The 22,808-nt window shown below is 73.8% G+C and carries 15 protein-coding genes; 4 read left to right on the top strand and 11 right to left on the bottom strand.

From position 1 onward, the window contains the following. Positions 1–4: 4 nt before the first annotated feature. Entirely contained in the window at positions 5–922 is a 918-nt protein-coding gene (locus tag Sri02f_RS04695; RefSeq protein ID WP_108999749.1) for an ABC transporter permease, read from the bottom strand. A gap of 170 nt (positions 923–1,092) precedes the next feature. Between Sri02f_RS04695 and Sri02f_RS04690 the strand changes: the two genes are divergently transcribed. Continuing rightward, positions 1,093–1,740, top strand: a complete 648-nt coding sequence (locus tag Sri02f_RS04690) for a TetR/AcrR family transcriptional regulator (protein WP_108999748.1) — start codon at positions 1,093–1,095, stop codon at positions 1,738–1,740. A gap of 113 nt (positions 1,741–1,853) precedes the next feature. Here Sri02f_RS04690 and Sri02f_RS04685 read toward each other — a convergent pair whose 3' ends face one another. Then, positions 1,854–3,107 (bottom strand): glycosyltransferase 87 family protein, encoded by a 1,254-nt coding sequence (locus Sri02f_RS04685; protein WP_108999747.1) that lies wholly within the window; start codon positions 3,105–3,107, stop codon positions 1,854–1,856. Positions 3,108–3,279: 172 nt separating this feature from the next. Here Sri02f_RS04685 and Sri02f_RS04680 point away from each other — a divergent pair, with 172 nt between their 5' ends. Then, positions 3,280–4,773, top strand: coding sequence for a glycosyltransferase family protein (locus Sri02f_RS04680; RefSeq protein WP_108999822.1), 1,494 nt, complete (start codon positions 3,280–3,282; stop codon positions 4,771–4,773). Here the strand turns inward: Sri02f_RS04680 and Sri02f_RS04675 are convergent. Beyond that, the gene (locus Sri02f_RS04675; RefSeq protein ID WP_108999746.1) at positions 4,721–5,290 is read right to left on the bottom strand and encodes a MarR family winged helix-turn-helix transcriptional regulator; all 570 of its coding nucleotides are present in this window, start codon (positions 5,288–5,290) and stop codon (positions 4,721–4,723) included. The genes Sri02f_RS04680 and Sri02f_RS04675 overlap by 53 nt on opposite strands. A 118-nt stretch (positions 5,291–5,408) precedes the next feature. Between Sri02f_RS04675 and Sri02f_RS04670 the strand changes: the two genes are divergently transcribed. Next, positions 5,409–5,822 (top strand): organic hydroperoxide resistance protein, encoded by a 414-nt coding sequence (locus Sri02f_RS04670; RefSeq protein ID WP_108999745.1) that lies wholly within the window; start codon positions 5,409–5,411, stop codon positions 5,820–5,822. A 204-nt stretch (positions 5,823–6,026) separates the two neighbouring features. On the opposite strand, the gene Sri02f_RS04665 is transcribed toward Sri02f_RS04670, so the two are convergent. Continuing rightward, positions 6,027–6,782 (bottom strand): hypothetical protein, encoded by a 756-nt coding sequence (locus tag Sri02f_RS04665; RefSeq protein WP_108999744.1) that lies wholly within the window; start codon positions 6,780–6,782, stop codon positions 6,027–6,029. A 125-nt stretch (positions 6,783–6,907) separates the two neighbouring features. Here Sri02f_RS04665 and Sri02f_RS04660 point away from each other — a divergent pair, with 125 nt between their 5' ends. After that, positions 6,908–8,257, top strand: a complete 1,350-nt coding sequence (locus tag Sri02f_RS04660) for a hypothetical protein (RefSeq protein ID WP_159106662.1) — start codon at positions 6,908–6,910, stop codon at positions 8,255–8,257. 7 nt (positions 8,258–8,264) lie between these two features. Here the strand turns inward: Sri02f_RS04660 and Sri02f_RS04655 are convergent, their stop codons facing one another. The 7 genes from Sri02f_RS04655 to Sri02f_RS04625 all read right to left on the bottom strand — a co-directional run bounded on the left by Sri02f_RS04655 (position 8,265) and on the right by Sri02f_RS04625 (position 22,808). Further along, a complete protein-coding gene (locus Sri02f_RS04655) occupies positions 8,265–10,511 on the bottom strand; it encodes a bifunctional glycosyltransferase/CDP-glycerol:glycerophosphate glycerophosphotransferase (protein WP_108999742.1) in 2,247 nt (748 codons plus the stop codon). Positions 10,512–10,516: 5 nt separating this feature from the next. After that, complete coding sequence (locus Sri02f_RS04650; protein WP_108999741.1) at positions 10,517–12,760, bottom strand: bifunctional glycosyltransferase/CDP-glycerol:glycerophosphate glycerophosphotransferase; 2,244 nt, start codon at positions 12,758–12,760, stop codon at positions 10,517–10,519. Between the two features lie 152 nt (positions 12,761–12,912). Beyond that, positions 12,913–15,270: a bifunctional glycosyltransferase/CDP-glycerol:glycerophosphate glycerophosphotransferase gene (locus Sri02f_RS04645; protein WP_108999740.1), complete on the bottom strand. Its 2,358-nt coding sequence runs from the start codon at positions 15,268–15,270 to the stop codon at positions 12,913–12,915. 161 nt (positions 15,271–15,431) lie between these two features. Next, a complete protein-coding gene (locus Sri02f_RS04640) occupies positions 15,432–16,259 on the bottom strand; it encodes a carbohydrate ABC transporter permease (protein WP_245970427.1) in 828 nt (275 codons plus the stop codon). Positions 16,260–16,279: 20 nt separating this feature from the next. Continuing rightward, positions 16,280–17,560 carry a carbohydrate ABC transporter permease gene (locus Sri02f_RS04635; protein ID WP_108999738.1) on the bottom strand — a complete coding sequence of 427 codons (1,281 nt, stop codon included), beginning with the start codon at positions 17,558–17,560 and terminating at the stop codon, positions 16,280–16,282. Between the two features lie 70 nt (positions 17,561–17,630). Further along, entirely contained in the window at positions 17,631–19,010 is a 1,380-nt protein-coding gene (locus tag Sri02f_RS04630; protein ID WP_108999737.1) for an ABC transporter substrate-binding protein, read from the bottom strand. A gap of 147 nt (positions 19,011–19,157) precedes the next feature. Next, on the bottom strand, positions 19,158–22,808 hold the full coding sequence (locus tag Sri02f_RS04625; protein ID WP_108999821.1) for an FHA domain-containing protein: 3,651 nt from the start codon (positions 22,806–22,808) through the stop codon (positions 19,158–19,160).

The raw sequence follows: 22,808 nt of genomic DNA, 5'->3' as shown, positions 1-22,808 counted from the left end.
GTTGTCAGCCACGGCCGTACGTCTCCTCGGCTTTCCAGAAGTAGATGAAGCCACCGACGCCGGCGACCAGCGCCCAGCCGACCGCCAGGACCCACACGTGGGGCGGCAGCTTGCTGGCGTGGAAGCTGTCGATCAGCGCGAAGCGCATCAGGTCGATGTAGACGGCGGCGGGGTTGGCCCGCAGCAGGTCGGCGGCCCAGGACGGCAGTCCGTGGTGCTTGCTGATCAGGTTGTCGATGCTCCACATGACGCCCGAGATGTACATCCAGGTGCGCAGGATGAACGGCATCAGCTGGGCGATGTCCGGCGTCTTCGCGCCGAGCCGGGCCAGGATCATCGACAGACCCGCGTTGAAGATGAACTGCAGCGTCAGCGCCGGGAGGACGAGGATCCAGGACGGGGCCGGCGGGACGCCCACCGCGAAGAGGATGATCAGCAGGGCGGCCATGGAGAACAGCAGCTGCTGCAGCTGCTGCAGACAGAACGAGATGGGCAGCGCGGCCCGGGGGAAGTGCAGGGCCCGCACCAGGCCGAGGTTGCCGGCGATGGCCCGGGTGCCCGCCATGATCGAGCTCTGCGTGAACGTCCAAACGAACACGCCCGTGACGAGGAACGGGATGAAGTCCGACACGCCTTGCTTGGTCCCCAGCAGGACACCGAAGATGAAGTAGTACACCGCCGCGTTCAGCAGGGGGGTCATCACCTGCCAGACCTGGCCCAGCTTCGCCTGGCTGTACTGGGCGGTGAGCTTGGCCGTGGCGAACGCGGTGATGAAGTGGCGGCGCGCCCAGAGCTGGCGGACGTACTCCGGCAGGGGAGGACGGGCGCCGCTGACCGTGAGGCCGTACCTCTCGGCCAGGGCCGCGAGGTCGCCGTGGCCGTGGGCCGGTGTCTTGGGCGGTGTGTGGAGGACCTGACTCACATCCGCTGCTTTCACTCGGGGGAGGGGGGTGCGTGCGGTGGTTCCGTAGTCGTCCGACATTTTCTCACGCATCTCTTCACGTTTTCTCACGTCAGGACGGGTCCGTATCGTCGCAACGTGAGAGTAGGCCGAATTGACGTCGGGACGCAACCGTTTCGTCGTAACGCCCTATGCTGGTTCGCATGACGACTGACGCGACGAACACCGACGGACCCCAGGTGCGCCCGCGCCGTCGGGCTCCCGCGGGCGCGGCCGTGCTCCGAGAGGATGTGACGGAAGCCATCCGGGCCGCCGTGTTCGGGGAGCTCGCGACCGTCGGCTATGCGCGGATGTCCATCGAGGGCATCGCCCGTCGCGCCGGAGTCGGCAAGACCGCGGTGTACCGGCGCTGGCGCTCCAAGCTGCACCTGGTCCTCGACATCGTCTCGGTGATCGCCGTGCAGGGCCTGCCGGCCCCCGAGACGGGCAGTCTGGAGGGCGATCTGCGCATGCTCTACGAGGTGACCTCGCGGGCGCTGCGCCACCCGGTGGCCTCGCAGATCATCCCCGACCTCCAGGCGGAGGCGGCCCGCAATCCCGAGATCGCCGACGCGCTGCAGAAGGCGCTCAAGGAGGGGCAGGAGGGGGTCGCCCTGAAGATCGTGGCGGCGGCCGAGCGGCGCGGCGAGATCCGTGCCGGACTGAACGAGGAACTGGCGCTCGACCTGATCTCCGGCCCGCTGTACTGGCGTTCGGTGGTGATCCGCAGCCCGAAGCTGCCCAAGGGGTATCTGGGCGCGCTGGCCCGGGCGACCACCGCGGCGATCAAGGCGCTGTAGGCGCTGTCGGCGCGTCGGCGCTGTGGCGCTCTCGGCGCTGGGGGCGCGAGTCGGCCCGCGGGTCGATGTGACAAACATCACCGCGGGGTGAGGGTGCGCGTGTGTGCGTCGTCTCACAGTGAAGCGGGGGTGCGGCTCTCGTGCCGGGCCTGTGGGCAACTTCTCGCGCCGGCCTCGACGGGGGCCGTCCCGGAGCGCCACAGCCGCAGGTAGGACAGCCCGGCGGCCCAGGCCAGCAGGCCGTTGCGCACGACCATCAGCGTCGTGCCGGTCCAGGAGCAGCTGATGACCTCCCAGTAGTGCAGGGGGTAGATCACGGTGCTGACCGTGGTCGCCGCCAGCAGCAGCACGGCCACCGGGCGCTGGGAGGTGTGCCGTGAGGTCAGACAGACGGCGGCCAGGCCGAGCAGCCAGATCATGTACTGCGGGCTGATCACCCTGCTGGTGACGGTGAACAGCAGGACGGCGCTCAGGGCCGCGTCGTACGGCGTGGCCTGGGTCCGTCGGCGGGCCCGGACCCGCCACAGCACCAGAAGACCGAAGGCCACGGCGGTGAGCGCCAGCGAGGCGTGGGCGACGGAGGAGACGTACGGGCCGACGAACTCCATCGCGCCGTACCGGTAGCGGGCCGCGCCCGGCCACCCGGCGTGCGAGGCGAGCGAGAGCGCCGTGCCGCCCAGGGACTCGATCTGCACGCCCCGCGCGCCCTGTTGGAGCAGAAAGGACAGGGGGTCGCGGAACGCCAGGGCGAGGAGCGCGAGCGAGGAGGCTCCCGTCACCGCCGCCGACCGCCACGCCGGCCCGCCCTCGCGCCCTCTGGGCGTCCCCAGCAGGACCAACGCCGGCCATACCTTCACCAGTGCTCCGAGGGCGGCGAACGCGCCGCCCGCGCGCGGGGAGCGGGACAGCGTCACCAGGGAGAGGACGGCGAGGGCTGTGACCTGCACGTCGTAGCGCACGAGGGGGATGTGCAGCAGCAGGGGGAGTCCGCCCGTCCACAGGGCGGCTCCGAGCAGGGAACGGCCGGGCCGGGCGCCCGCGCGGGCCAGCGTGAGGACGGTCACGGCGTCGGCGGCGACGGTGAGGGCGACGAACGCCTGGAAGTACGTCAGGCCCGGCAGCAGCGCGGGCGCCAGCAGGACCGGGCCGGCGCCCGGCGGGTACTGCCACAGCGGGTCGTGCGCGGGAAGGCCGCCGTGGACGAGGACGCCGTACCAGCGGTGGTAGAGGCCCCACACCTCGCGGGCCACCCGGCCGCCGCCCAGCTGCGGCGAGGCGCTGTGGGCGAGCAGCCACAGCATCAGGGCGCGGGTGGCGAGCCATGCGAGCGCGAGGGGCAGGAGGCGACGTTGCTTCGTGGTGTCCATCAAGGCGGATGGTAAGCATGATGAATGTCTCTTTTGCTCCATTACATACCTAATGCGTCGTCAATCGCTGTGATGGGTGGGTCTGCGCAGCAGAATCGGCGTCGTGGTGTGTGGACGCTCGCAGAAGACATCCCGTACCGAAGTCCTGGCCGTCGCCGTCCCCGCGGCCGTCATGTCCGCCGTCGGGCTGTGGGGTCTCGACCGCGGCGGCATATGGCGTGACGAGGCCGTCACCTTCCAGGTCGCACGGCGCACGGTCCCGCAGATCTGGCGGCTGCTGCACGGGGTGGACGCGGTGCACGGCCTCTACTACCTCTTCATGCACGTCGTCCTCACCGTCCACCCGGGCGAGGTCGTCCTGCGCCTGCCCTCGGTCTGCGGGGCCACCGCCACCGCCGCTCTGGTCGCGGCCCTCGGGGTGCGGCTGGCCCGCCCCCGGGTCGGCCTGTGGGCGGGCCTGCTGTATGCGGTGACCCCGCTGGCCGGCCACTACGCGCAGGAGGGCCGCTCCTACGCGCTGGTCGCGGCGGGCGCGGCCGGCGCGACGCTGCTGCTGGCGCGGGCGCTGGACGAGCGCACGGACGCCGGGCCGTCGGCGCGGACGGCGACGGCGGGGCCGTCCGGGCGTACCTGGTGGGCCTACGGGAGTGTCGTCGCCGTGACCTGCCTGCTGCACGAGCTGGCGGTGTTCGTGCTCTGCGCGCACGCGCTCACCCTCGCGCTGCTGCGCGCGCCCCGGCAGGTGTGGGCGGCCTGGGCGCGGGCCGCCGGAGCCGCGGTCCTCGTCCTGCTGCCGCTCGTGCTGGTCTCGCGGGGACAGTCCCAGCAGGTGGCGTGGCTGCCCGTGCCGGACTGGGAGAGCGCGGAAAGGCTGCTGCGGAACTTCGCCGCGGGCCCGCGCGGAGCCGTCTTCTGGGGCTGCCTGGCCCTGATGGCGGTGGGTCTGACGGCGGGGCGCACGGCGGCCTTCGCGGCGCCGCTGATGATCGTTCCGCCGGCCTTCCTGATGCTGCTCTCGCAGGTCAAGCCGCTCTACCACGACCGCTATGTGCTCTACGCCCTGGCGGGGGCGCCGCTGCTGATCGCGGCCGGCGCCGACCGGCTGGCCGGACTCGCGGGCAGCCGGCCGCGCTCGTGGGCGGTCACCGCGGCGGGCGTGCCGGCCGTCGCCCTGGTCTTCCTCCATCTGCTCCCGCTGCACCGCGAGTACCGCACCCTGGCCCACCGGCCGGACGACCTCGCCGCCGTCTCCGCCCTGGCCGGCCGCGAAGTCCGCCCCGGTGACCCGGTGTTGTTCCTGCCGTCCCTCGGCCGGCGCACGGCGCTCGCGTACCCGAACGGCTTCCGTGGGGTGCGTGATCTGGCGCTGAAGGCGACCGGGCCCGAGTCGGGCACGCTGTACGGGCGCGAGGTCGGTCCCCGCGAGCTGCAGCGCAGGCTCGCCTCGGTGAACCGGCTCTGGGTCTTCGCCGAGCCGTACGTCCTGCGTTCCCGCTGGTTTCCCGGCGAGCCCACCGAGCGCCTCAAGCTCGTGGAGGTGGAGGAACGGTTCGTCCCCCGCTGGGAGGGCGAACGCGACGGCGTGACCCTGCGTCTCTACGTCCGCCGCCCCGCTACGGCCTCCCTGGCTCCTCCTGCGCGGTCGCCGCGTCCAGCGCCGAGGTGAGCACGTCCAGACGCTCGCGCAGCGCGCCGATCTCGGCGAGTTCGAAGCCGGTGGCGGCGACGATCCTGCGGGGCACCTCCAGGGCCCGCTCGCGCAGGTCCGCGCCCGCCTCGGTCGGTCGGACCTCGACCGAGCGCTCGTCGCGGGCGCTGCGCTCGCGGCGCACCAGACCGGCCGCCTCGAGCCGTTTGAGCAGCGGGGAGAGCGTGCCGGAGTCCAGGCGCAGGTGCTCGCCCAGCCGCTTCACGGGCAGGGGGCCCTGCTCCCACAGGACCAGCATCACCAGGTACTGCGGATAAGTCAGCCCGAGGTCCTTGAGGATCACGCGGTAGACGCCGTTGAAGGCGCGCGAGGCGGCATGCAGGGAGAAGCAGATCTGGCGGTCCAGGCGCAGCCAGTTCTCGGCGGCGCCCGTGGCGTCCGTCGGGCTCGTGGCGTCCGTGGCGTCCGCGGTGTCTGTCGGGCTCGTGGCGCTCGTGGCGTTCTCCTGGCCGATGAAGGGCAGTGGGGCGGTCATGTCTCCAGGGTAACCCTGACGCGCTATTTGGTTGTGCCCAATTTAATTGTGTGCTCTACTTATCCCCGTGAGGCGGCCGGACCGGGCCGTCGAAACGACCTGAGAGGGATGGTTTTCCATGGACGCGCTCTACACCGCTGTCGCCACCGCCACCCACGGCCGTGAGGGCCGCGCCGTCTCCTCCGACGGCAAGATCGACCTGGCGCTGGCCATGCCCGCGGAGCTGGGCGGCAACGGGCAGGGCACCAACCCGGAGCAGCTGTTCGCCGCCGGTTACGCCGCCTGTTTCGGCAGCGCCCTGGGCCTCGTCGGCCGGCAGGCGAAGGTGGACGTCAGCGACGCCGCGGTGACCGCCGAGGTCGGCATAGGCCAGCAGGGTGAGGGCTTCGCGCTGAAGGTGACCCTGCGCGTCGAGCTGCCCGAGACGGTGGACGAGGCGACCGGCCGCAAGCTCGTCGAGCAGGCCCACCAGGTCTGCCCCTACTCCAACGCCACCCGCGGCAACATCCCGGTCGACCTCGTCATCGAGTAGTCGTCGGGCGATGGCCGGGGGGAGCGGACCCGCTCCCCCCGGCTTCGTGCGTCCCGGCGGCGGTACGCACGGCGGGGATGCGCCCGACGGGGGTACGCACGGCGGGGATGCGCCCGACGGGGGTACGCACGGCGGGGATGCGCCCGACGGGGGTACGCGCGGCGGGGCGCGTCACGCTGACGCAGCGCCCGTTTGGAGCGTGCGTCAGCGCTGGCCCAGCGCCCGTTTCGAGCGCCAGGCCGCCAGGAGCAGCGCCGGCAGGCCGATCAGCACCAGCCACACATGCCCGGTCGCCCCTTGCCGCAGCGGCTCGCGCAGCAGGTCGGCGCCGGGGTCGCCGGCCGGGGCGAGGACGTCGACGGAGCGCCGGAAGCACAGGGCGGTCGCGGGCGCCACGGCCGTCAGCGCCCACCGGCCCGCCACCGCCCGCCCCTCGCGCTCCCACCCCGCGACCAGCGCCACCGCCCCGACCGCCGCCACGGCGAACGTGACCGGGTCCACCAGCGCGATCAGGGCGTACAGCGCGCCGAGCCAGGCGTACCCCCAGGGGCTCCGCCGGCCGGCGGGGCCGACGAAACGGACGCGGCAGCGCGCCGCCCCCGCCCGCGAACCCGTCGCCGCCCAGGCCCAGAAGGCCAGTCCGACGGCGAACGCCGACGGATGAGCGAGGCCGCCCCCCGTCGCCCCGACCGCCGGTCCGCCCGCCGACGCGCCCGTGAGGTGGCCGCCCCACAGCCACGCCACGGCGAACAGGCCGAGAACCGGCGCCCACGGGCGGTCCGTCAGCATGCGGGTGAAGCGGCCCGTCCCGGTCATCAGCACCAGCAGGCCGACCGGCCCGGCCACGGCCGCGCGGCTCAGCGGCTCGCGCCAGTACGCGAGCGACATCGCGAGCCAGAGCAGGGCGCCGGGGAACCGGTACGGCGTCGCATGGCGGAGGGCGCGGACGGTGGGGCGCATTCCTCGCGCATCCCTTCTCCCGGGGCCGTGTTCCCGGCCGCTAGGCCGCACGGTGGATCCCGACGGTCGTGACCACGACGCGGTTCATACCGGTCGATATCGTGCTGAAACGCATGATAGGCCAGGTGACCATGTGGAGAACTGACCGGCTCCGTCGACCGCCCTCCCCGCCGAACGACCGACGCGTCCTCCTCTTCTGGTTCTTCGTGTTCGCCCTGCTGTTCGCCGGCGCCCAGTCGGCCCAGACGCAGGGCCGCGCGGTCATGGACACCCGTCAGTACCTGGCGCACAGCTACATGCTGCAGGGGCTCGGCCGGGAGGAGGCCTCCCGGCGGGCGCTGGACTACTTCTGCGACAGCGTGCGGGTCAGGTCGGCGCAGCGGGACAGCGCGGACCTCGCCCACTACCGCGAGCACGACGACGGCCGGACCGCCGAGCGCGAGTGCAGACGCACGATGGGGGAGCGCGTCACGCGCAACGCCGGGCGCACCGACGTCCGCGGGTACATGGCGCTGTTCAGCGACCCGCGGATGTCCGAGATCTTCGCCACCAGGCCCGGCTACCCCCTGTACACCGTGCCCTTCGTGCGCGGCTTCGGGCCGGTCGTCGGCCTGTGGCTGGCCGCGCTCGTGGCGACCGTCGCGGCCAGCGGTCTGGTCGTGCTCGTCCTGCGGACGCTGGGGGTCTGCGTGCCGCTCGCCCTGTCCGGGCAGGTGCTCTACTACGCGCTGCCGACGGGGAAGGAGTCCATGCTGCCCCAGTGCGAGGGACTGCTGCTGTGCCTGCTCCTCGCCGCCGTCCTCGGCTGCGTCCGTGTGCTCCGGGGACGTGTCGTGTCGGGGACGGCGATCGCCGTCCTCGCGTTCGCCGGCGCGGCGGTCGTCAAATACGCGCAGACCCTGCTCGCCGTCGCCGGGATCGCCGTCATGACCGCGGTGCTCCTGTGCGTGCGCCGGCTGCGGCGGGACCGCCCGGTGCGCCCGGAGCGGGTGATCCTCCTGACGACGGCGGCGCTCGCGGTCGCGATCCAGGTCGTCGTCCTCGCCTACGGGCTGCCGAGCACGAAGGCCAGCCTCCAGGAACTGCTCTCCGTCCACTACACCAGGAGCCCGGTCGGCGACCCCGGGGCCGAGTTCTGGCGCCTCAGCCTCGCCTTCTGGCGGGAATGGCTGCGCGACGCGCTCGCACAGCCCCTGGTGCTGCTGCTGCTCGGCTGCGGGGCGTGGGGCGCCTTCCGCCACCACCGGCCGTTCGCCTGCCTGCTCGCCGGCGTCGCCCTCGCGGGCCTGGCGAACCAGGCCGGACACCCCGAGATGTCCGTCGGGCCCCGGCTGATGGTGATGGCGATGCTGCTGCCCGTGTGCGGGATCCCGCTCCTGATCGAGAGCCATGTGCGCCGGAGCGCCGCGCGGGGGCGGGACCTGGCCCCGCCCCCGCGCGCGGACCGGCGCGTCCCGGCGCCGGCCTCCCGCTGACCGACGCTCAGCTGTACTCCGGCGTCCGCGCCGAACGGTCGACGGCCCCCGGGATCCTGACGACAGCCTCGCCGTCGTCACCGCCGGGCGCCTCGCCCAGCAGGACGCGCCGGACGACGCGTTCCGCGGCCCGCCCGTCGTCGTACTCGCAGAACCGTTCCCGGAACGCCGCCCGCAGCCGGGCCGACTCGGCGTCGCGCCAGGCGCCGGAGGCGAACGCCTTCACCAGCTCCTCGTCCGAGCGCGTCACATGCCCCGGCGGCTCGGCGGTGACGTCGAAGTAGGCGCCCCGGGTCGCACGGTAGGCGGCCCAGTCGTCGGCGTGCACCACGATCGGCCGGTCCAGGAGGGCGTAGTCGAACATCAGCGCCGAGTAGTCGGTGATCAGGGCGTCCGCGGCGAGCAGCACGTCCTCCACGTGCCGCTCGTCCGTGACGTCGGTCAGCGCGCCGCGCCGGTGCAGGTCGCGCAGCACCAGCGCCCGTTCGTGATGGCGGGCCAGGCTGGGGTGCAGACGCACCAGGAGCCGGTGCGCCGGAGCGAGCGAGGCGGCCAGGTTCTCCAGGTCGACCCGCCAGACATGGCGGCCCCTGCGGTAGTCGCGCGGCGTCGGCGCGTACAGCACGACCGTCTCGGACGCCCCGATGCCCAGCCGCGCCCGCAGCTCGGCCCCGCGCTCGCCCCGGCCCCGCACCAGGACGTCGTTGCGGGGACTCCCGCTGCGCAGCGAGGCGAAATGACAGGGGTAGGCCCGCTGCCAGACCTCCTCGGAGTGCCGGTTGGCGACCAGGCTGACGTCCCAGCGGTCGCTGCGCCGGAGCATCCCGCGGACGTTCGTGCCGTGCCGGGCGCCCGGCCGGTCGAGGAGGTCGAGGGCCATGTACTTCAACGGCGTGCCCCGGTGCGTCTGGACGTGCACCGAACCGGGGCGTTTCACCAGGTCGCCGGCCCAGTTGCAGTCGTTGAACCAGTGCTTGGCACGGGCCATCACCCGGTAGTAGCGCCAGGAGCCCGTCGTCACGAAGTCGGTCCCCGGCGGCACCTGGTCCACGGCGTCGGGCTGGACGACCCACACGCCCCGCACCTGCGGCGCGAGTTCGGCGGCCCGGGCGTGGATCGCCAGCGGGTCGCCGTTCACGGCACGGCTGTGCCCGGCGGAGTACACGGCGAGCGCCGGGTCGAGACGCCGCCGCAGCTGCAGCCGGTACCAGCTCCGCTTGGCCTGCCGGGCGAACAGCTCCCGCAGCCGGGCCGCCTTGCGCCCCGCCGCGTTGGCGCCGCGCCGCCACAGTCCCAGACAGAGGTGGGCCCGGTGGTGGGGGGCGAGCGCCAGCAGCCGGATCTCCGTGCGGCGGCTGTCCGGCGGCGGCACGAAGCCCGGCGGCACATGCCTGCGGTAGAAGGCCCGGATACGGCGGTAGAACTCCTTGCGGTCGCCGCGCAGCACCCGTTCCGGGCGGGCCACCGTGAACAGCATGTGGTCCAGCGCCCGTTCGAACAGCAGCGGTCGCGCCCAGCCGAGGCCGGGCCGCTCGGCGAGGAACGCGAACAGTCCCTCGTACTGCTCGAAGATGTCGAAGTGCCGGCGTCCGGGGGTGCGGGTGATCGCGCCCTGCCGTCGCTGCCGGTACTCGACGCCCACCCGGTCCAGACAGGCGATCCGCTCGGCCGTGACCATCGTCTGGTAGGTGACGGGCGCGTCCTCGTACAGCCCCGGCCGGTACGCGAAGCCCTGCCCGACGAAGAAGTCCCGCCGGTAGGCCTTGTTCCAGGCGACCAGGAACAGCCGCAGGTACTCCGGGTGCTCACGGATGGCGAAGGCGCCGGCGCCGGCCTGTTCGAGGAGGCCCGCCGCGTCGCTGCGGCCCGCGCGGCCCCACCAGTGGGTGCGCACGTGGTCGAAGACCAGGATGTCGGGATCGCCGGTCGCGTCCAGCCGGTCGGCCACCGCCCGCAGCAGGCCGGGCGTGTAGCGGTCGTCGCTGTCGAGGAACAGGACGTAGTCGCCGGTGGCGTGCGGCAGACCGGCGTTGCGGGCACGGCCCAGACCGACGTTCTCCGGCAGGTGGACGGCCTTCAGCCGCGGGTCGCGCGCCGCGTACTCGTCGAGGATCGCTCCGCAGCCGTCGGGCGAGCAGTCGTCGACGGCGATCACCTCGAGGTCGTCGAACGACTGGCCGAGCACGGAGTCGAGGCACGGCCGCAGGAATCCCTGCACCTTGAAGACGGGGACGATGACACTGAAGCGGGGCACGAAGGTCAGCTCCTCGAAGAGGTCGGCACGGCGGCGGGCGCGGGCGTACGCCGGGGGAGCGGAACGGCGGGCTCGATGCGCTCGGCCGGCTCCCCGAGCAGCACCCGGCGTACGACCCGCTCGGCGGCGCGGCCGTCGTCGAACTCGCAGAACCGGGCGCGGAACCGGGCGCGCAGCCCGTCCGCCTCGGGACCGGCCCAGCGGCCGGAGCGGAAGACGTCGGCCAGTTCCTCGGGGGTGCGGGCGACCGGGCCGGGCGGGGAGCCCAGGAAGTCGAAGGTCACCCCGCGCGTCTCGCGGTACACGTCCCAGTCGTCGGCGTACACGACGACCGGCCGGTCGAGGTTGGCGTAGTCGAACACGATCGACGAGTAGTCGGTGACGAGGGCGTCCGCCGCCAGGCAGACGTCCTCCGACGAGAGATGCCCGGTGACGTCGATGATCCGCTCGTCGCGCGGGCGGGCACGGTCGTCGTCGTAGAAGTAGTGGGCGCGCAGCAGGACGACGAAGCCGTCGCCCAGGGCGTCGCACAGCGCCCCGAGGTCGAGCCGGGTGTCGGATCCCGCGTCGTGGTCGCGATGGGTGGGCGCGTACAGGAGCGCGGTACGCCCCTCGGGCACGCCGAGGCTCCGGCGCGCACGGCGCACGTCGTCCGCCGACGCGGTGTAGTAGACGTCGTTGCGCGGATAGCCGTACTCGAGCATCTCGTACGACGACGGGAAGGACCGCTCCCAGACCTCGGTGGACAGCCGGTTCGAGCTGAGGTTGTAGTCCCAGCGGTCGATCCGGTCGAGCAGCCGGTCGAAGCTTCCGGTGGCGGCGGCGACCACCGGGTGGTCGGCCTGCTCGATGCCCATCTTCTTCAGCGGGGTGCCGTGCTGCGTCGACAGGTGCACGCTGCCGCGGCGTTTGACGACGGCTCCCTCGAAGTTGGCGTTGTTGACGAGGTACTTGGCGCGGGCCAGCAGCTGCCAGTAGCGGCGGCTGCCGATGACGGCGTGGTCCACGCCCTCCGGGAGGGTGTGCGCCTGACCGGCCTCGACGAGGAACACCGAGCGGATGTGCGGGGCGAGTTCGGCGGCCTTGGCGTGGATCGCGGCCGGGTTGCAGGCGTAGCCGCGGCCCCAGTAGGCGCAGTACACGGCCAGCTCGGGGTCGATGCGGCGGAGCAGCTGGCTCCGGTAGTACAGACGGGTGCGCAGCGCCCGGGCGCGGGGCACGCGCCGGGCGACCGCCGCCGCCCTCCGGTTGGCGCCGCCCAGCGCCCGGAACGCCGTGTACGCGCCGGCCGCCAGCAGTCGGTGCTGCACGCCGAGGCTGCCGGCGGGACGGCGGTATCCGGCCGGGCGGTGCCGCCGGTACAGCCTGCCCGCCCGCCGGAAGAAGGCCCGGCGGCGCCCGGCCAGCCGGGCGGGGTGCGCCGCGGTCTTCAGGACCGCCGCGAAGAGCTGCTCGAACAGCGGGCCCGACCGGTCCTCGGACAGCCCGGCGCCGGCCGCCCGCGACAGCACCTGCTCGACCCGCTCCAGCAGTTCCATGTGGTGCGCGCCCGGCTGGTTCAGCGGGTCGCCCTGCCGCCGCAGCAGATGCCGTACGACGACCGACCGCAGCACCGCGATCCGCCCGGCGTGCACGCTGACCAGGCCGCCGAAGCCGATGTCGGTGAAGTGTCCCTCGGGGAGGACGAGTTCGTGCTCGGTGAGGAACGACCTGCGGTAGAGCGTGCCCCACACCGGCAGCCGCACCCCGGTCACGTGCGGGGCCTCGACGGGTGAGAAGGCGTCCGTCGGCGCCTTCGCCAGCAGCGGCGCGGCCGGGTTGGCCGCCTCGCCCTCCCACCAGGGGACGCGCTCGTGCTCGGCGTACAGGACGTCCACGTCGCCGGTCTCGGCGAGGCGGGCGTCCAGCGCCGCCAGGGCGCCCGGGGCGAGCGTGTCGTCGCCGTCGAGGAACAGCAGGTACGCCCCGGTCGCCGCCCGCATTCCGGCGTTGCCCGCCCCGGCGCGGCCCTGCGACGCCAGTGACCGCACGGGCGTCACCCGGGAGTCGCGCCGCGCATGGCGGGCGGCGACGGCGGCGGCCACCGAGTCGGACGCGTCGGCGACCGGGATGACCTCGAAGTCGTCGTAGGACTGGGCGAGGACGGAGTCCAGCGCCAGGGACAGCCGGCCCTCCCCCACTCTCGTGTCCACACGGCCGGGGGGACCCCCGTCCCCGTAGGACGGGACGATGATGCTGAAGCGGGGCATGCTGCTCTTTCTGTGTCTTCTGGGTGCGGTGCCTGGTGCTCAGGCCGGACGACCGCGGCCGGGGCGTCCGGTCGGACGCCAGGTGGACGGCCGGGTCGGGGTGGGCCGCGACGAACCGGTGGGCATGCGACTCCCGTGGGGCGAACGGCGGATCAGCGGCGGTCGACGACGCGACGCGGGCCTGCGGGCTGGGGCACGACGGCGAGCGGCGGGCGCTCCGGCGACGTCCCCGGCTCGACGGCGGACCCGGCAGCCGGCTCGACGGCCGAAGCCCCCTGAGCCGGAACAGGAGCCGGAGCCGGAGCCGACGGTGGGACGGCCGCCGCCGCCGACGGTGCGGGCCGGCGCTCGGCGAGCGGCGTCACCGGGGGCGGCTCCGGCTCGCCCAGCACCACCCGCCGCACGACGCGCTCGGCGGCGCGGCCGTCGTCGTGCGGGCAGAACCGCTCACGGAACGCGGCGCGCAGCTGGGCCGAGCGGGAGCCGTGCCAGTGACCGGTGGCGAAGATGTCGATCAGCTCGTCCTCGCTGCGCGCGACCGCGCCCGGCGGGAAGGAACGCAGGTCGAAGTAGGTGCCGCGGGCCGCCTCGTAGGCCTCCCAGTCGTCGGCGTGCACCACGATCGGACGGTCCAGGTTGGCGTAGTCGAACATCAGCGACGAGTAGTCGGTGACCAGGACGTCCGAGGCCAGGCAGAGGTCCTCCACGCTCGGGTGGCCGCTGACGTCGACGACGCCGGGCGCCGGGCGGTCGACGAGCGGGCCCTGCCCGTAGTGGGCGCGGGCCAGGATCACGAAGCGCGGGCCCAGCCGGCGCAGGACCCGCTCCAGGTCGAGAGGGCAGCGCTGGGCGCGGCTGTAGTCGCGGTGGGTGGGCGCGTACAGGACGGCGATGGCGTCGCGGGGGATGCCGAGGGACTCGCGCAGCCGGGCCACGTCCTGCGCCGTCGCCTGCTGGAACACGTCGTTGCGGGGGTAGCCGTACTCGAGGGTCTCGTAGCCGCCCGGGTAGACGCGCTCCCAGGTGAGGCTGGTGTGGCGGTTGGCGGACAGGACGTAGTCCCACTTGTCGACCCCCCTCAGCAGCTCGTCGAAGTCCATGCCGCGGGCGGCCGCCGGACGCTCCTGGAGGTCGAGGCCCATGTGCTTGAGGGGGGTGCCGTGCTGGGTCTGGACGAAGACCTGCCCGGGGCGCTTGACCAGCCGCCGGTCGAAGTTGACGTTGTTCACCAGGTACTTGGAGCGGGCCAGCGCCGTCCAGTAGGCGGCCGTGCCCGGACGCACCCGGCGCGGGCCCGGCGGGACGGCGTCCTGGTGCTCGGGACGGGCGATCCAGGCGGTGCGCACCTGCGGCGCGAGGGCCCGGAACGCGGCCTCCAGCGCACCCGGGTTGCAGCTGTGCCCACGGCCCCAGTACGCGGCGAACACGGCGCGGTCGGCGCGCAGCGGCAGCCGCAGCTGGATGCGGTAGTGGGCCTGCAGCAGGGCCGCCCGCAGGGCGCGGGCGAGTTTCGAGGCCGCCTTGTGGGTGCGTCTGCGCAGGGTCATGGACGCCTCCAGCGCCCGGTAGGTGCGGTGCACGCCGAAGTGGACCAGGGTGTGGCGCAGCCGGCAGCGCAGCGACACCGGCGCGCCCGGCGTGCGGTAACGGCGGTAGTGCGCACGGGCCTTGCGCAGGAACTCGGCGCGCGAGCCGCGCGGCAGACGGTCCCGTTTGGTGAACACCGTCGACAGGTGGTCGACCATGCGGCGGAACAGCACCGGCCGCCAGCAGGCCAGTTCGGGACGCTGCTCCACGAACGCGAAGACCCGGTCGTACTGTGCGAAGACGTCGAAGTGCTCCCGGCTCGTGGTGGACAGGATGCTGCCCCGGCGGCGCTGGCGGTAGTGCACGCAGACCCGGTCCAGCGTCGCCAGCGTGCGCGCCGCCATCAGCGCCGGGTACGTCCACGGCGCGTCCTCGTAGTAGCCGGGCGGGAAGCGCAGGCCCGTGCTCTCCACGAACTCCCGCCGGTAGGCCTTGTTCCAGGCCACCATCAGCACCCTGAGCAGTCCCGGACGGTCCTGGAGCCGGAAGGGCGCCGGGCCCTCCTCGCTGAGCTGCTCCGCGAACCTGTTGCGGACGGCCTCGCCCGTCCAGTAGGTGCTCGCGTAGTCGTAGACCAGGACGTCGGGTTCGCCCGTCTCCTTCAGCCGGTCGGCGATCGCGCGCAGCGCGTCCGGGGTGAGGGCGTCGTCGGAGTCGAGGAACAGCAGGTAGTCGCCGGTGGCCCGCTCCAGGCCGGCGTTGCGGGCCCGCCCCAGCCCGACGTTCTCCGGCAGGTGCACGGCCCGCACCCGCGTGTCCCGGGCCGCGAACTCGTCGATGATCTCGCCGCAGGCGTCCGGCGACCTGTCGTCGACGGCGATCAGTTCGAGATCGGCGTACGACTGGGACAGCACCGATTCGAGGCACTCGTGCAGATACGCCTGAACCTTGTACGCGGGGACGATGACACTGAACCTGGGCAAGGGACATCCATGGGTCGGCGCGGGCGGTAGACAGGGCCTTGCCCGAAAACGGCCGATGGAGTGACTTGGTTACGGTTTCTGCGGCATCCGGGGGATTGCGGGTGAACGGACAGGGGCGGGCCGATGACCCGGCCCGCCCCCGTCTTCCGGGCTGTTCCCCGCTACTTGACCGCGCCCGCCATCACGCCGGACACGAACTGCCGCTGGAACGCGAAGAACACGGCCAGCGGGATCACCATCGAGATGAACGCGCCGGGCGCCAGCACGTCGATGTTGTTGCCGAACTGCCTCACCTGCGTCTGCAGGGCGACCGTGATCGGCTGGCTGTCGGCGTTGGTGAACACCAGCGCCACCAGCATGTCGTTCCACACCCACAGGAACTGGAAGATGGCCAGCGACGCGATGGCCGGAGCGCCCAGCGGCATCACGACCCGTGCGAACAGCCGCAGTTCACCGGCTCCGTCCAGGCGCCCGGCCTCCAGCAGCTCGCGCGGGATCTCCGCGAAGAAGTTGCGCAGCAGGAACACCGCGAAGGGCAGCCCGAACCCGACGTGGAACAGGACCACGCCCAGGATGTTCCCGAACAGGCCGATCTTGCCGAAGAGTTCGGCGATCGGGATCAGCGCCACCTGCACGGGCACGACCAGCAGCCCGACGACGCCCAGGAACCACCAGTCCCGGCCGGGGAACTCCATCCACGCGAACGCGTAGCCGGCGAGCGAGCCGATGACGACGACCAGCACCGTCGCCGGCACCGTGATCAGCACGGTGTTGACCAGGGAGCCGGTGATGTCGCCGTTCTCCAGGAGCTTCTGGTAGCTGTCGAAGGTGAGTTGGGAGGGCTTGGAGAACACCTCCCACCAGCCGCTCGCGCTCATGTCCTCGGGAGCGCGGAGCGAGGAGATGAGCAGCCCGACGGTCGGCACCAGCCAGAACAGGCCCACGACGATCAGGAAGACGCGGACCAGCCCCCCGTTGAGCTTGTCCATGACCCATTCGAGCCGCCCGGTCACCGCCGCACCTCCCGCCGCAGCCTGCGTACGTTGAACCACATCACCGGGATCACCAGGAGCAGCAGGAACACCGCGATGGCGCTGGCGATGCCCGGCTGGTCCTCGGAGAAGCCCTTGCGGTACAGCTCCAGGGCGAGCACGTTGGCGTCGTCCTGCGAGGAGCCCGGCGCGATGATGAACACCAGGTCGAACACCTTCAGCACGTTGATCATCAGCGTGACGGCGACCACCGCGAGGACCGGCGCGAGGAGCGGCACGGTGACCCTGCGGAACACCTGCCACTCGGTCGCGCCGTCGACGCGCGCGGCCTCCAGCAGTTCCCGGGGGACGCCGGCCAGACCGGCCGCGATCAGCACCATCGCGAAGCCCGCCCACATCCAGATGTAGGAGCCGATGATCGACGGGGTGACCAGCGACGGGCCGAGCCAGTCCAGACCGTTGTACGCCTCCTTGAAGTTGGCGGCGGGCAGCCTCAGCCGCGCCCCGTCCGCCGCGGCGGGGAGCGTGAAGGTGCCGTCGTCGGCCGCCTTCGCCGACGCCACGACCTTGCCGTCCTTCACCGCCTCGATCCTCATCCCGGCGTAGCCCAGTTCGGTCGGGTCGGGCACGCCGAGGGTGCCGACGCCCTTCCCGCGGGTGAAGTCCTGCCAGGTCGTGCCGGTGACCGCACCCTGTTCGGGCCGTGCCTTCACGGCCTTCCCCGCGCTGCCGGGCATCTGGTCGGGGGCGACGCCCACCAGGGGCAGGGAGACCGGGACGCCGGCCCGGACGGGTTCCTTGGTGATGAAGCCGCCGCCGTCGGCCTCGAGCGGCGAATCCCGGCCCGGGTGCGCCTTGGGGAACGCGGACGCCTGGGCGAACGTGTCGTGCACGCCCACCCAGACCGCGTTGGCGACGCCCTTGTCCGGGTCCTGGTCGTAGACCAGCCGGAAGATGATGCCGGCGGCGAGCATGGAGATCGCCATCGGCATGAAGACGACCAGCTTGAACGCGGTGCCCCAGCGCACCCGTTCGGTGAGGACCGCGAAGATCAGACCGAGCGCGGTGGCGACCGTCGGCGCGAACACCACCCAGATCACGTTGTTCTTCAGGGCGGTGCGGATGCCGTCGTCCGTGAAGAGGGCCTTGTAGTTGTCGACTCCGGCGAAACCGCCGCCGGACCGGTCGTAGAAACTGCGCACGACCGAGTAGCCGATCGGGTAGACCACGAGCGCGCCGAGCAGCACCAGAGCCGGCAGCAGGAACAGCGCTGCCACCGTCCTGCGCGTGCCGGTCACGCTCCTGCGCGAGCGAGGAGGGGCGGGGGCCCCGGGAGCCCCCACCGCCTTGGGCGTCGCCATCGCCGGGTCAGTTCCCGTACGCGGCCGCCGCGTCCGACTCCAGTTTCGCCTGGATGCCGGCCACGTCCGACGGGTTCTTCAGGAAGTCCTGCAGGTCCTTCCACTCGCCCTTGCCGGGCGTGCCGCCGAAGGCCTGCGGCGCCTGGTCGGACATGTCGAAGCGGAAGTCGTCGCCTGCCGCGACCAGCGCCTTGGCGATCGTGCGCTGGACGTCGTTGGGGTACACGGAGACGTCGACGTTCTTGTTCGGCGAGAGGTAGCCGCCGAGCTTGGCCTGGATCTGGGCCGCGTCCGGCGAGGCCAGGAAGGTCGCCAGCGCCTGGGCTCCCTTGGAGTCCTTCAGGACGACCGCCGCGTCGCCGCCCGAGACCACCGGCGCGGTGCCGCCGACCGCCGGGAACGGGAACACCTTGGCGTCCGTGCCCACCTTCGCCTTGGTGTCGGCGATGTTGACCTGCACGAAGTCGCCCTCGTAGACCATGGCCGCCTTCGGCTGGTCGCCGCCGGTGAACGTCTGTGTCACCGAGGCGGGGAACTCCGTCTGCAGCGCGCCGCTCGCGCCGCCCGCGATCCAGTCCTTCTTGCCCCAGACCTGGGCGAGGGTGGTCAGCGCCTCCTTGACGGAGGGGTCCGTCCACTTGATCTTGTGCTGGGCCAGCTGGTCGTACTTCTCCGGACCCGCCTGCGAGAGGTAGACGTTCTCGAACCAGTCGGTGAGCGTCCAGCCGTCGGCGCCGCCGACCGAGAAGGGGGTGACGCCGGAGTCGGACACCGTCTGCGCGGTGGCCAGCAGGTCCTTCCACGTCTTGGGCTCGGACGCGCCCGCGTTCGCTAAGACCTTGGCGTTGTACCAGATCAGCGACTTGTTGGCGGCCTTGTAGTAGACGCCGTACTGCTTGCCGCCCACCTTGCCGATGTCCTGCCAGCCCTGGGAGTAGTTCTTCGCGAGCTGCGCCAGGGCCTCGGCCCCCAGCGGCTTGGCCCAGCCCTTGTCGGCGGCCTGCTTGACGGCGCCGGGCTGCGGCAGCATCGCCACGTCCGGCGGCGAGCCGCCCGCGATCTTCGAGCCCAGGAAGTTGATGATCGGGTCCTGCGCGGGCACGAAGGTGATCTTCGCGCCGGTGCGCTTCTCGAACTCGGCGAGCACCTTCTTGAAGTTCGCCTGTTCCGTGCCGGTCCAGACGGCGGCCACCTCGAGCGTGGTGCCGTTCAGCTTGGGGAGGGCGAGGCTGCTGTCGGACTCCTTGGTCCCGGTGCCCCCGTCGGTGCCGTTGCTCTTGCCGTCGCCGCCGCATGCGGTGAGCGAGAGCGCGAGGGCTCCCGCCGCCAGCGTGGCGGCCGCCTTCACGGTCCTGCGTGTGCGGATGGTGCTGCTCGTGCTGCGCATCACTGCCCCGTTCTTCGTTCCTCGTCGAACGTTGAGCGCTGTCCCGTGGCACTGGTCTACGCCGGGTGCCTGGGGTCGGCAAGAGCGCCCGCCCCGTCGAGCGGGGGATCGTGACCGCGTCGTGATCAGTGCCGTGGCGTGCCGCGCTCAGTGGACGCCGGACGGGCTGGGGTGCCGTGCCGCCCGTTCCAGGGCGCTGGCCAGCAGGGCCAGGTCCGTGGGCCCGTTGCCCAGTTCCCGTACCGGTCTGCGGGTCGGCGGATCGCCCATCCGGGCCCACTCCAGGGGGACCACCGTGGGGCGCAGGGTCGCCGTACGGGGGATACGCCCCGTGACACGGCCGGCCTGGAACGGGGTGAGACGGCCGTCCGCGCCCCTGAGGCGGCCGCGGCCCGGCGCCGGTTCGTCCGGTCCGGAAGCCGGAGCTTCGAGCGTGATCCGGACGGTGGAGCGGCGGGCCGGCTCCGACTCCGCCGTACGGCCCCCCGGGCCGGTCGCCGCCACCAGGTGCACGCCGAGCCGCTCGCCCTCGCGGGCCACCGCCTCCAGTGCGCGCATCACCGAACCGGCGGCGGGCCGCCCCGGGGAGCCGAGGGCGGGGGAGACCAGCGCGTCCAGATCGTCGACCACCACGACCAGGCGGGGCAGCGGCGCCGGCGCCTCCGTCTCCTGGCGGGCGGCCGCCCCCGGACGCAGCCGCAGGGTGGAGCTGGGCGGGGCGTCGAGGTCGGCGGCGCCGCTCCCGGCTCCCGGGGCCGGGGCGTGCGACGTGCCCGCGGCACGCTGCGGCTTCGGGGTGCGCTGCGGCACGATGCGGCCGGAGACCGCGCGGTGCGTGTGCCACTCCGCGAAGTCGGAGCGGCCCAGCAACTCGGCCCGCCGCTTCAGCTCCGCGCTCAGCGACTGCGCGAACTCCCGCATGCGGACCGGGTCGTTGGCGGTGAGATGAGCGGTGACGTGCGGCAGATCCGTGCAGACCCGCAGTCCGTCGCCCGGTCCGCCGCCGCCCTTTCCGACGGTGTCGCGGCCGTCCAGCAGGATGACGCTCAGCCGGTCCGGCCGCTCGGCGGCGGCCAGCGAGGCGACCACCGCGCGCAGCAGTTCCGTGCGCCCGCTGCCCGCCGGGCCCTCGACCAGCAGATGAGGGCCCTCGGCCGCGAGGTCCACGCCCACCGGGCCGCGCGGACCGGCGCCCAGCACGGCCCACGCCCGGCCGCCGAGCGCGTCGGCGTCGTCCGCGGCGTCCGCCCAACGGGCCATCAGGGAGGCGGGCGTGGCCCGGGCGAGGCCCAGTTCGTCGAGCAGACGGGCGGACGGGGGCAGCGGCGCCGACACCCGCGGGTGCCGCTCACCGCCGCCCGCGCCGTCCGGGCGCAGTGGTGCGAGGGCCCGCGCGAAGCGCTCGGCCCAGGCGAGGGAGACCGCGTCCACCGCGCCGACCGTGCCCGGACCCACGGGGCCGGGCCGCTCCGTGCGCGCCCCGGCCGGCGCGACGCGCAGCAGCCGCAGCGCCGTCGCCACGTCCCCGCTGAGCAGGGCGACCGCCCCGCACGCGCGGAACGTGGGCGCCGCAGCGCAGGCCGCCTCGTAGGTCTCCGTCACCGGTGAGGAGGGGGAGGCGGCAGGCGTCTCCGCCAGACAGACGACATGGATGCCGGCGCGCGGACCGGCCACCGCGAGCCGTGCCACCGCCTCGCGCAGGTCCGCGCCGCCCGGGTCGCCGTCCACGACGACCACCGTGTACGGGCCGGGGAATCCGGCGTCGGCCGAGTCGTCCGCCACGGCCCAGGAGGGCCGGTGGGCGGCGCCGCTCAGCGGGGGCGCCTGGGCGCCGCCCGCAGTGCTGTCCGAGAGGCAGTCCTCCAGCCGGCGCAGCAGCTCGTCCGCGCGGGCCGTGGCCTGGTCGCGGTCGTAGGCGAGGAGGAGGCGGCAGTCCTGGCCGTGGCCCGGGCGCAGATGGGGCAGCCAGCCGAGCCAGGACCACTCGGCGATGCGCTCCTCCTCGGACCGCCCGCGGTCCGTGCTGATCAGGACGACTTCCAGGGTCTCGGGGGAGTGCAGCGCGGCGAGCTGGGCCAGCACGGCGCGCGCCAGCCCGGACAGCCGCGGCCGCGGCCCGGCCAGCCCGAGCGCGCCGACCTCGCGCAGACCGGCCGTCACCGGGACGGCGGGCAGCAGACCCGAGCCGTCCGGCGCGGGCCGGTCCGCCGTGCCGAGCCGCACCGCGAGCGCCTCCGGGTGCCCGGGCGCGCGCTCCCACAGCCGGGGGCCCGGGCCCAGCGCCGTCAGCAGCAGCGCCGACGGGTCCGGCCAGGTCTCGGGTGCGGCCGTCGGCGCGGCGGGCGGCCGCGCCTCAACTCCGGCGGCCGGCTCCTCGTCGGCCCCGGTGTCCGGCCGGTCCGCCGCGGCGCCGCGGCCGCCGGCCAGCCGCCTCGCCCACGCGGAGAGGCCGCCCCCGCGCCTGCGCACGCCCGGGGGCACGTCGGTGCCGCGCAGCGGGGTGCCCTTGCGGAGGCCGGAACCGCGCAGACCGTCGTCGCCGTGATCCCCGCCCTCGAAGCCGTCGTGGCCGCCGCCCTCGACCCGGCCGTCGTAGGAGCTGCCGTCGTAGGAGCCGCCGGCGGGGGAGGGGCGGACGTGGACGGCGGTGTCGTCGAGCGCGCCGTGCGGTCCGCGGACGTCGTCGTCGCCGGTCGTGAACGAGCCGAGCCCCGCGCGGCCCCCGTGGGTCGCCCGCGAGGCGTCGCCCGCCGCGGACGGCCCACCGGCGGAGGCCGCTCGCGGCGCGGCCGGGCGAGCGGGGCCGGATGCGCGCGCCTCGCCGCCGCGGCGGTTCTCGATGCGCGGCGCCGCGCCCTGGCCCGGGACCACGGGCGGCGCGAGGGGCGTGTCCGCGGAACCGTGCCGACGCGGTTCCGGCGACGCGCCCCGGGGCGCGTCCCCGCCGCTCCAGTCGACCGTGCCGTAGGCGTGCGCGGTCGGTCCCGCCGGGCCGGAGGAGCCGGCACGGCCGTCCGCGCCCTGCGGGCGGGCCGCGCCCGCGCCGCCCGTGCCACCGCCGTCCGGCGCGCCGCCGCCGTTCACGCGCGCGCGTGCCGTGTCCGCGCTCTGCTCCGCCGTCCCCCCGCAGGGCACGCGCACATGGCCCTCGCCGTCCGGCGTGGTCGGCACCCGGGGGCCCGGCCCGCCGGGCGGCGCCAGACGCAGGGCCGACTCGCCCACGCGCAGCAGGGCGCCCGGCGCGAGACGGACGGGCCGCTCCTGCACCGGCGCGCCGTCCAGCGTGGTGCCGTTGGTGGAGCCCAGGTCGGCCACCGTGACCCTGCCCTCGGGCGAGAGCGTCACCGCGCAGTGCAGACGCGAGACGTCCGGGTCGTCGAGAGGCACGTCGGCGTCGGCCGAACGACCCACGCGGACCTGCCCGCCGTGCAGCAGATGGACCCCGCCCGCGTCCGGTCCGGCCACCACGTGCAGACGGGCCGGGGCGTCGTCGACCTCGGGATGCGGCTCGGGATCGGCGGGGCCGCCCAGGGACAGCACCGCGCCGTCGGTCAGCGGGGGCTCGCCCAGGGTGCAGCGCTGGGCGTCGAGCCGCTCCACGCCCGCGTAGAGCACGACCGCCGCCGCGGACGAGGACGGCGCGGCGCCCTCTCCGCAGACCGCCGCTGCCAGCGCGGACGACACCGCCGCCAGGGCCGTGCCGGCGGGCGCCGTGACCAGCACGTCGCAGCTCGCGGCGCGGGGCCGGGAATCGGCGGGCGCGCCCGCCGGGTCTATGACGGTCAGCCGGATCTGCAT

The organism is Streptomyces rishiriensis, from assembly GCF_003112535.1.
GTDB lineage: Bacteria > Actinomycetota > Actinomycetes > Streptomycetales > Streptomycetaceae > Streptomyces > Streptomyces rishiriensis.
Note: the sequence above shows the minus strand (reverse complement) of the source record. Positions and strands in the feature narration are given on the sequence as shown.

Coding starts and splice junctions, on each gene's coding strand:
- Sri02f_RS04675 (WP_108999746.1), bottom strand. CDS start 5,290: ATGACCGCCCCACTGCCCTTCATCGGCCAGGAGAACGCCACGAGCGCC.
- Sri02f_RS04630 (WP_108999737.1), bottom strand. CDS start 19,010: ATGCGCAGCACGAGCAGCACCATCCGCACACGCAGGACCGTGAAGGCG.
- Sri02f_RS04640 (WP_245970427.1), bottom strand. CDS start 16,259: ATGGACAAGCTCAACGGGGGGCTGGTCCGCGTCTTCCTGATCGTCGTG.
- Sri02f_RS04625 (WP_108999821.1), bottom strand. CDS start 22,808: ATGCAGATCCGGCTGACCGTCATAGACCCGGCGGGCGCGCCCGCCGAT.
- Sri02f_RS04680 (WP_108999822.1), top strand. CDS start 3,280: ATGTCCGCCGTCGGGCTGTGGGGTCTCGACCGCGGCGGCATATGGCGT.
- Sri02f_RS04650 (WP_108999741.1), bottom strand. CDS start 12,760: ATGCCCCGCTTCAGCATCATCGTCCCGTCCTACGGGGACGGGGGTCCC.
- Sri02f_RS04665 (WP_108999744.1), bottom strand. CDS start 6,782: ATGCGCCCCACCGTCCGCGCCCTCCGCCATGCGACGCCGTACCGGTTC.
- Sri02f_RS04670 (WP_108999745.1), top strand. CDS start 5,409: ATGGACGCGCTCTACACCGCTGTCGCCACCGCCACCCACGGCCGTGAG.
- Sri02f_RS04685 (WP_108999747.1), bottom strand. CDS start 3,107: ATGGACACCACGAAGCAACGTCGCCTCCTGCCCCTCGCGCTCGCATGG.
- Sri02f_RS04690 (WP_108999748.1), top strand. CDS start 1,093: ATGCTGGTTCGCATGACGACTGACGCGACGAACACCGACGGACCCCAG.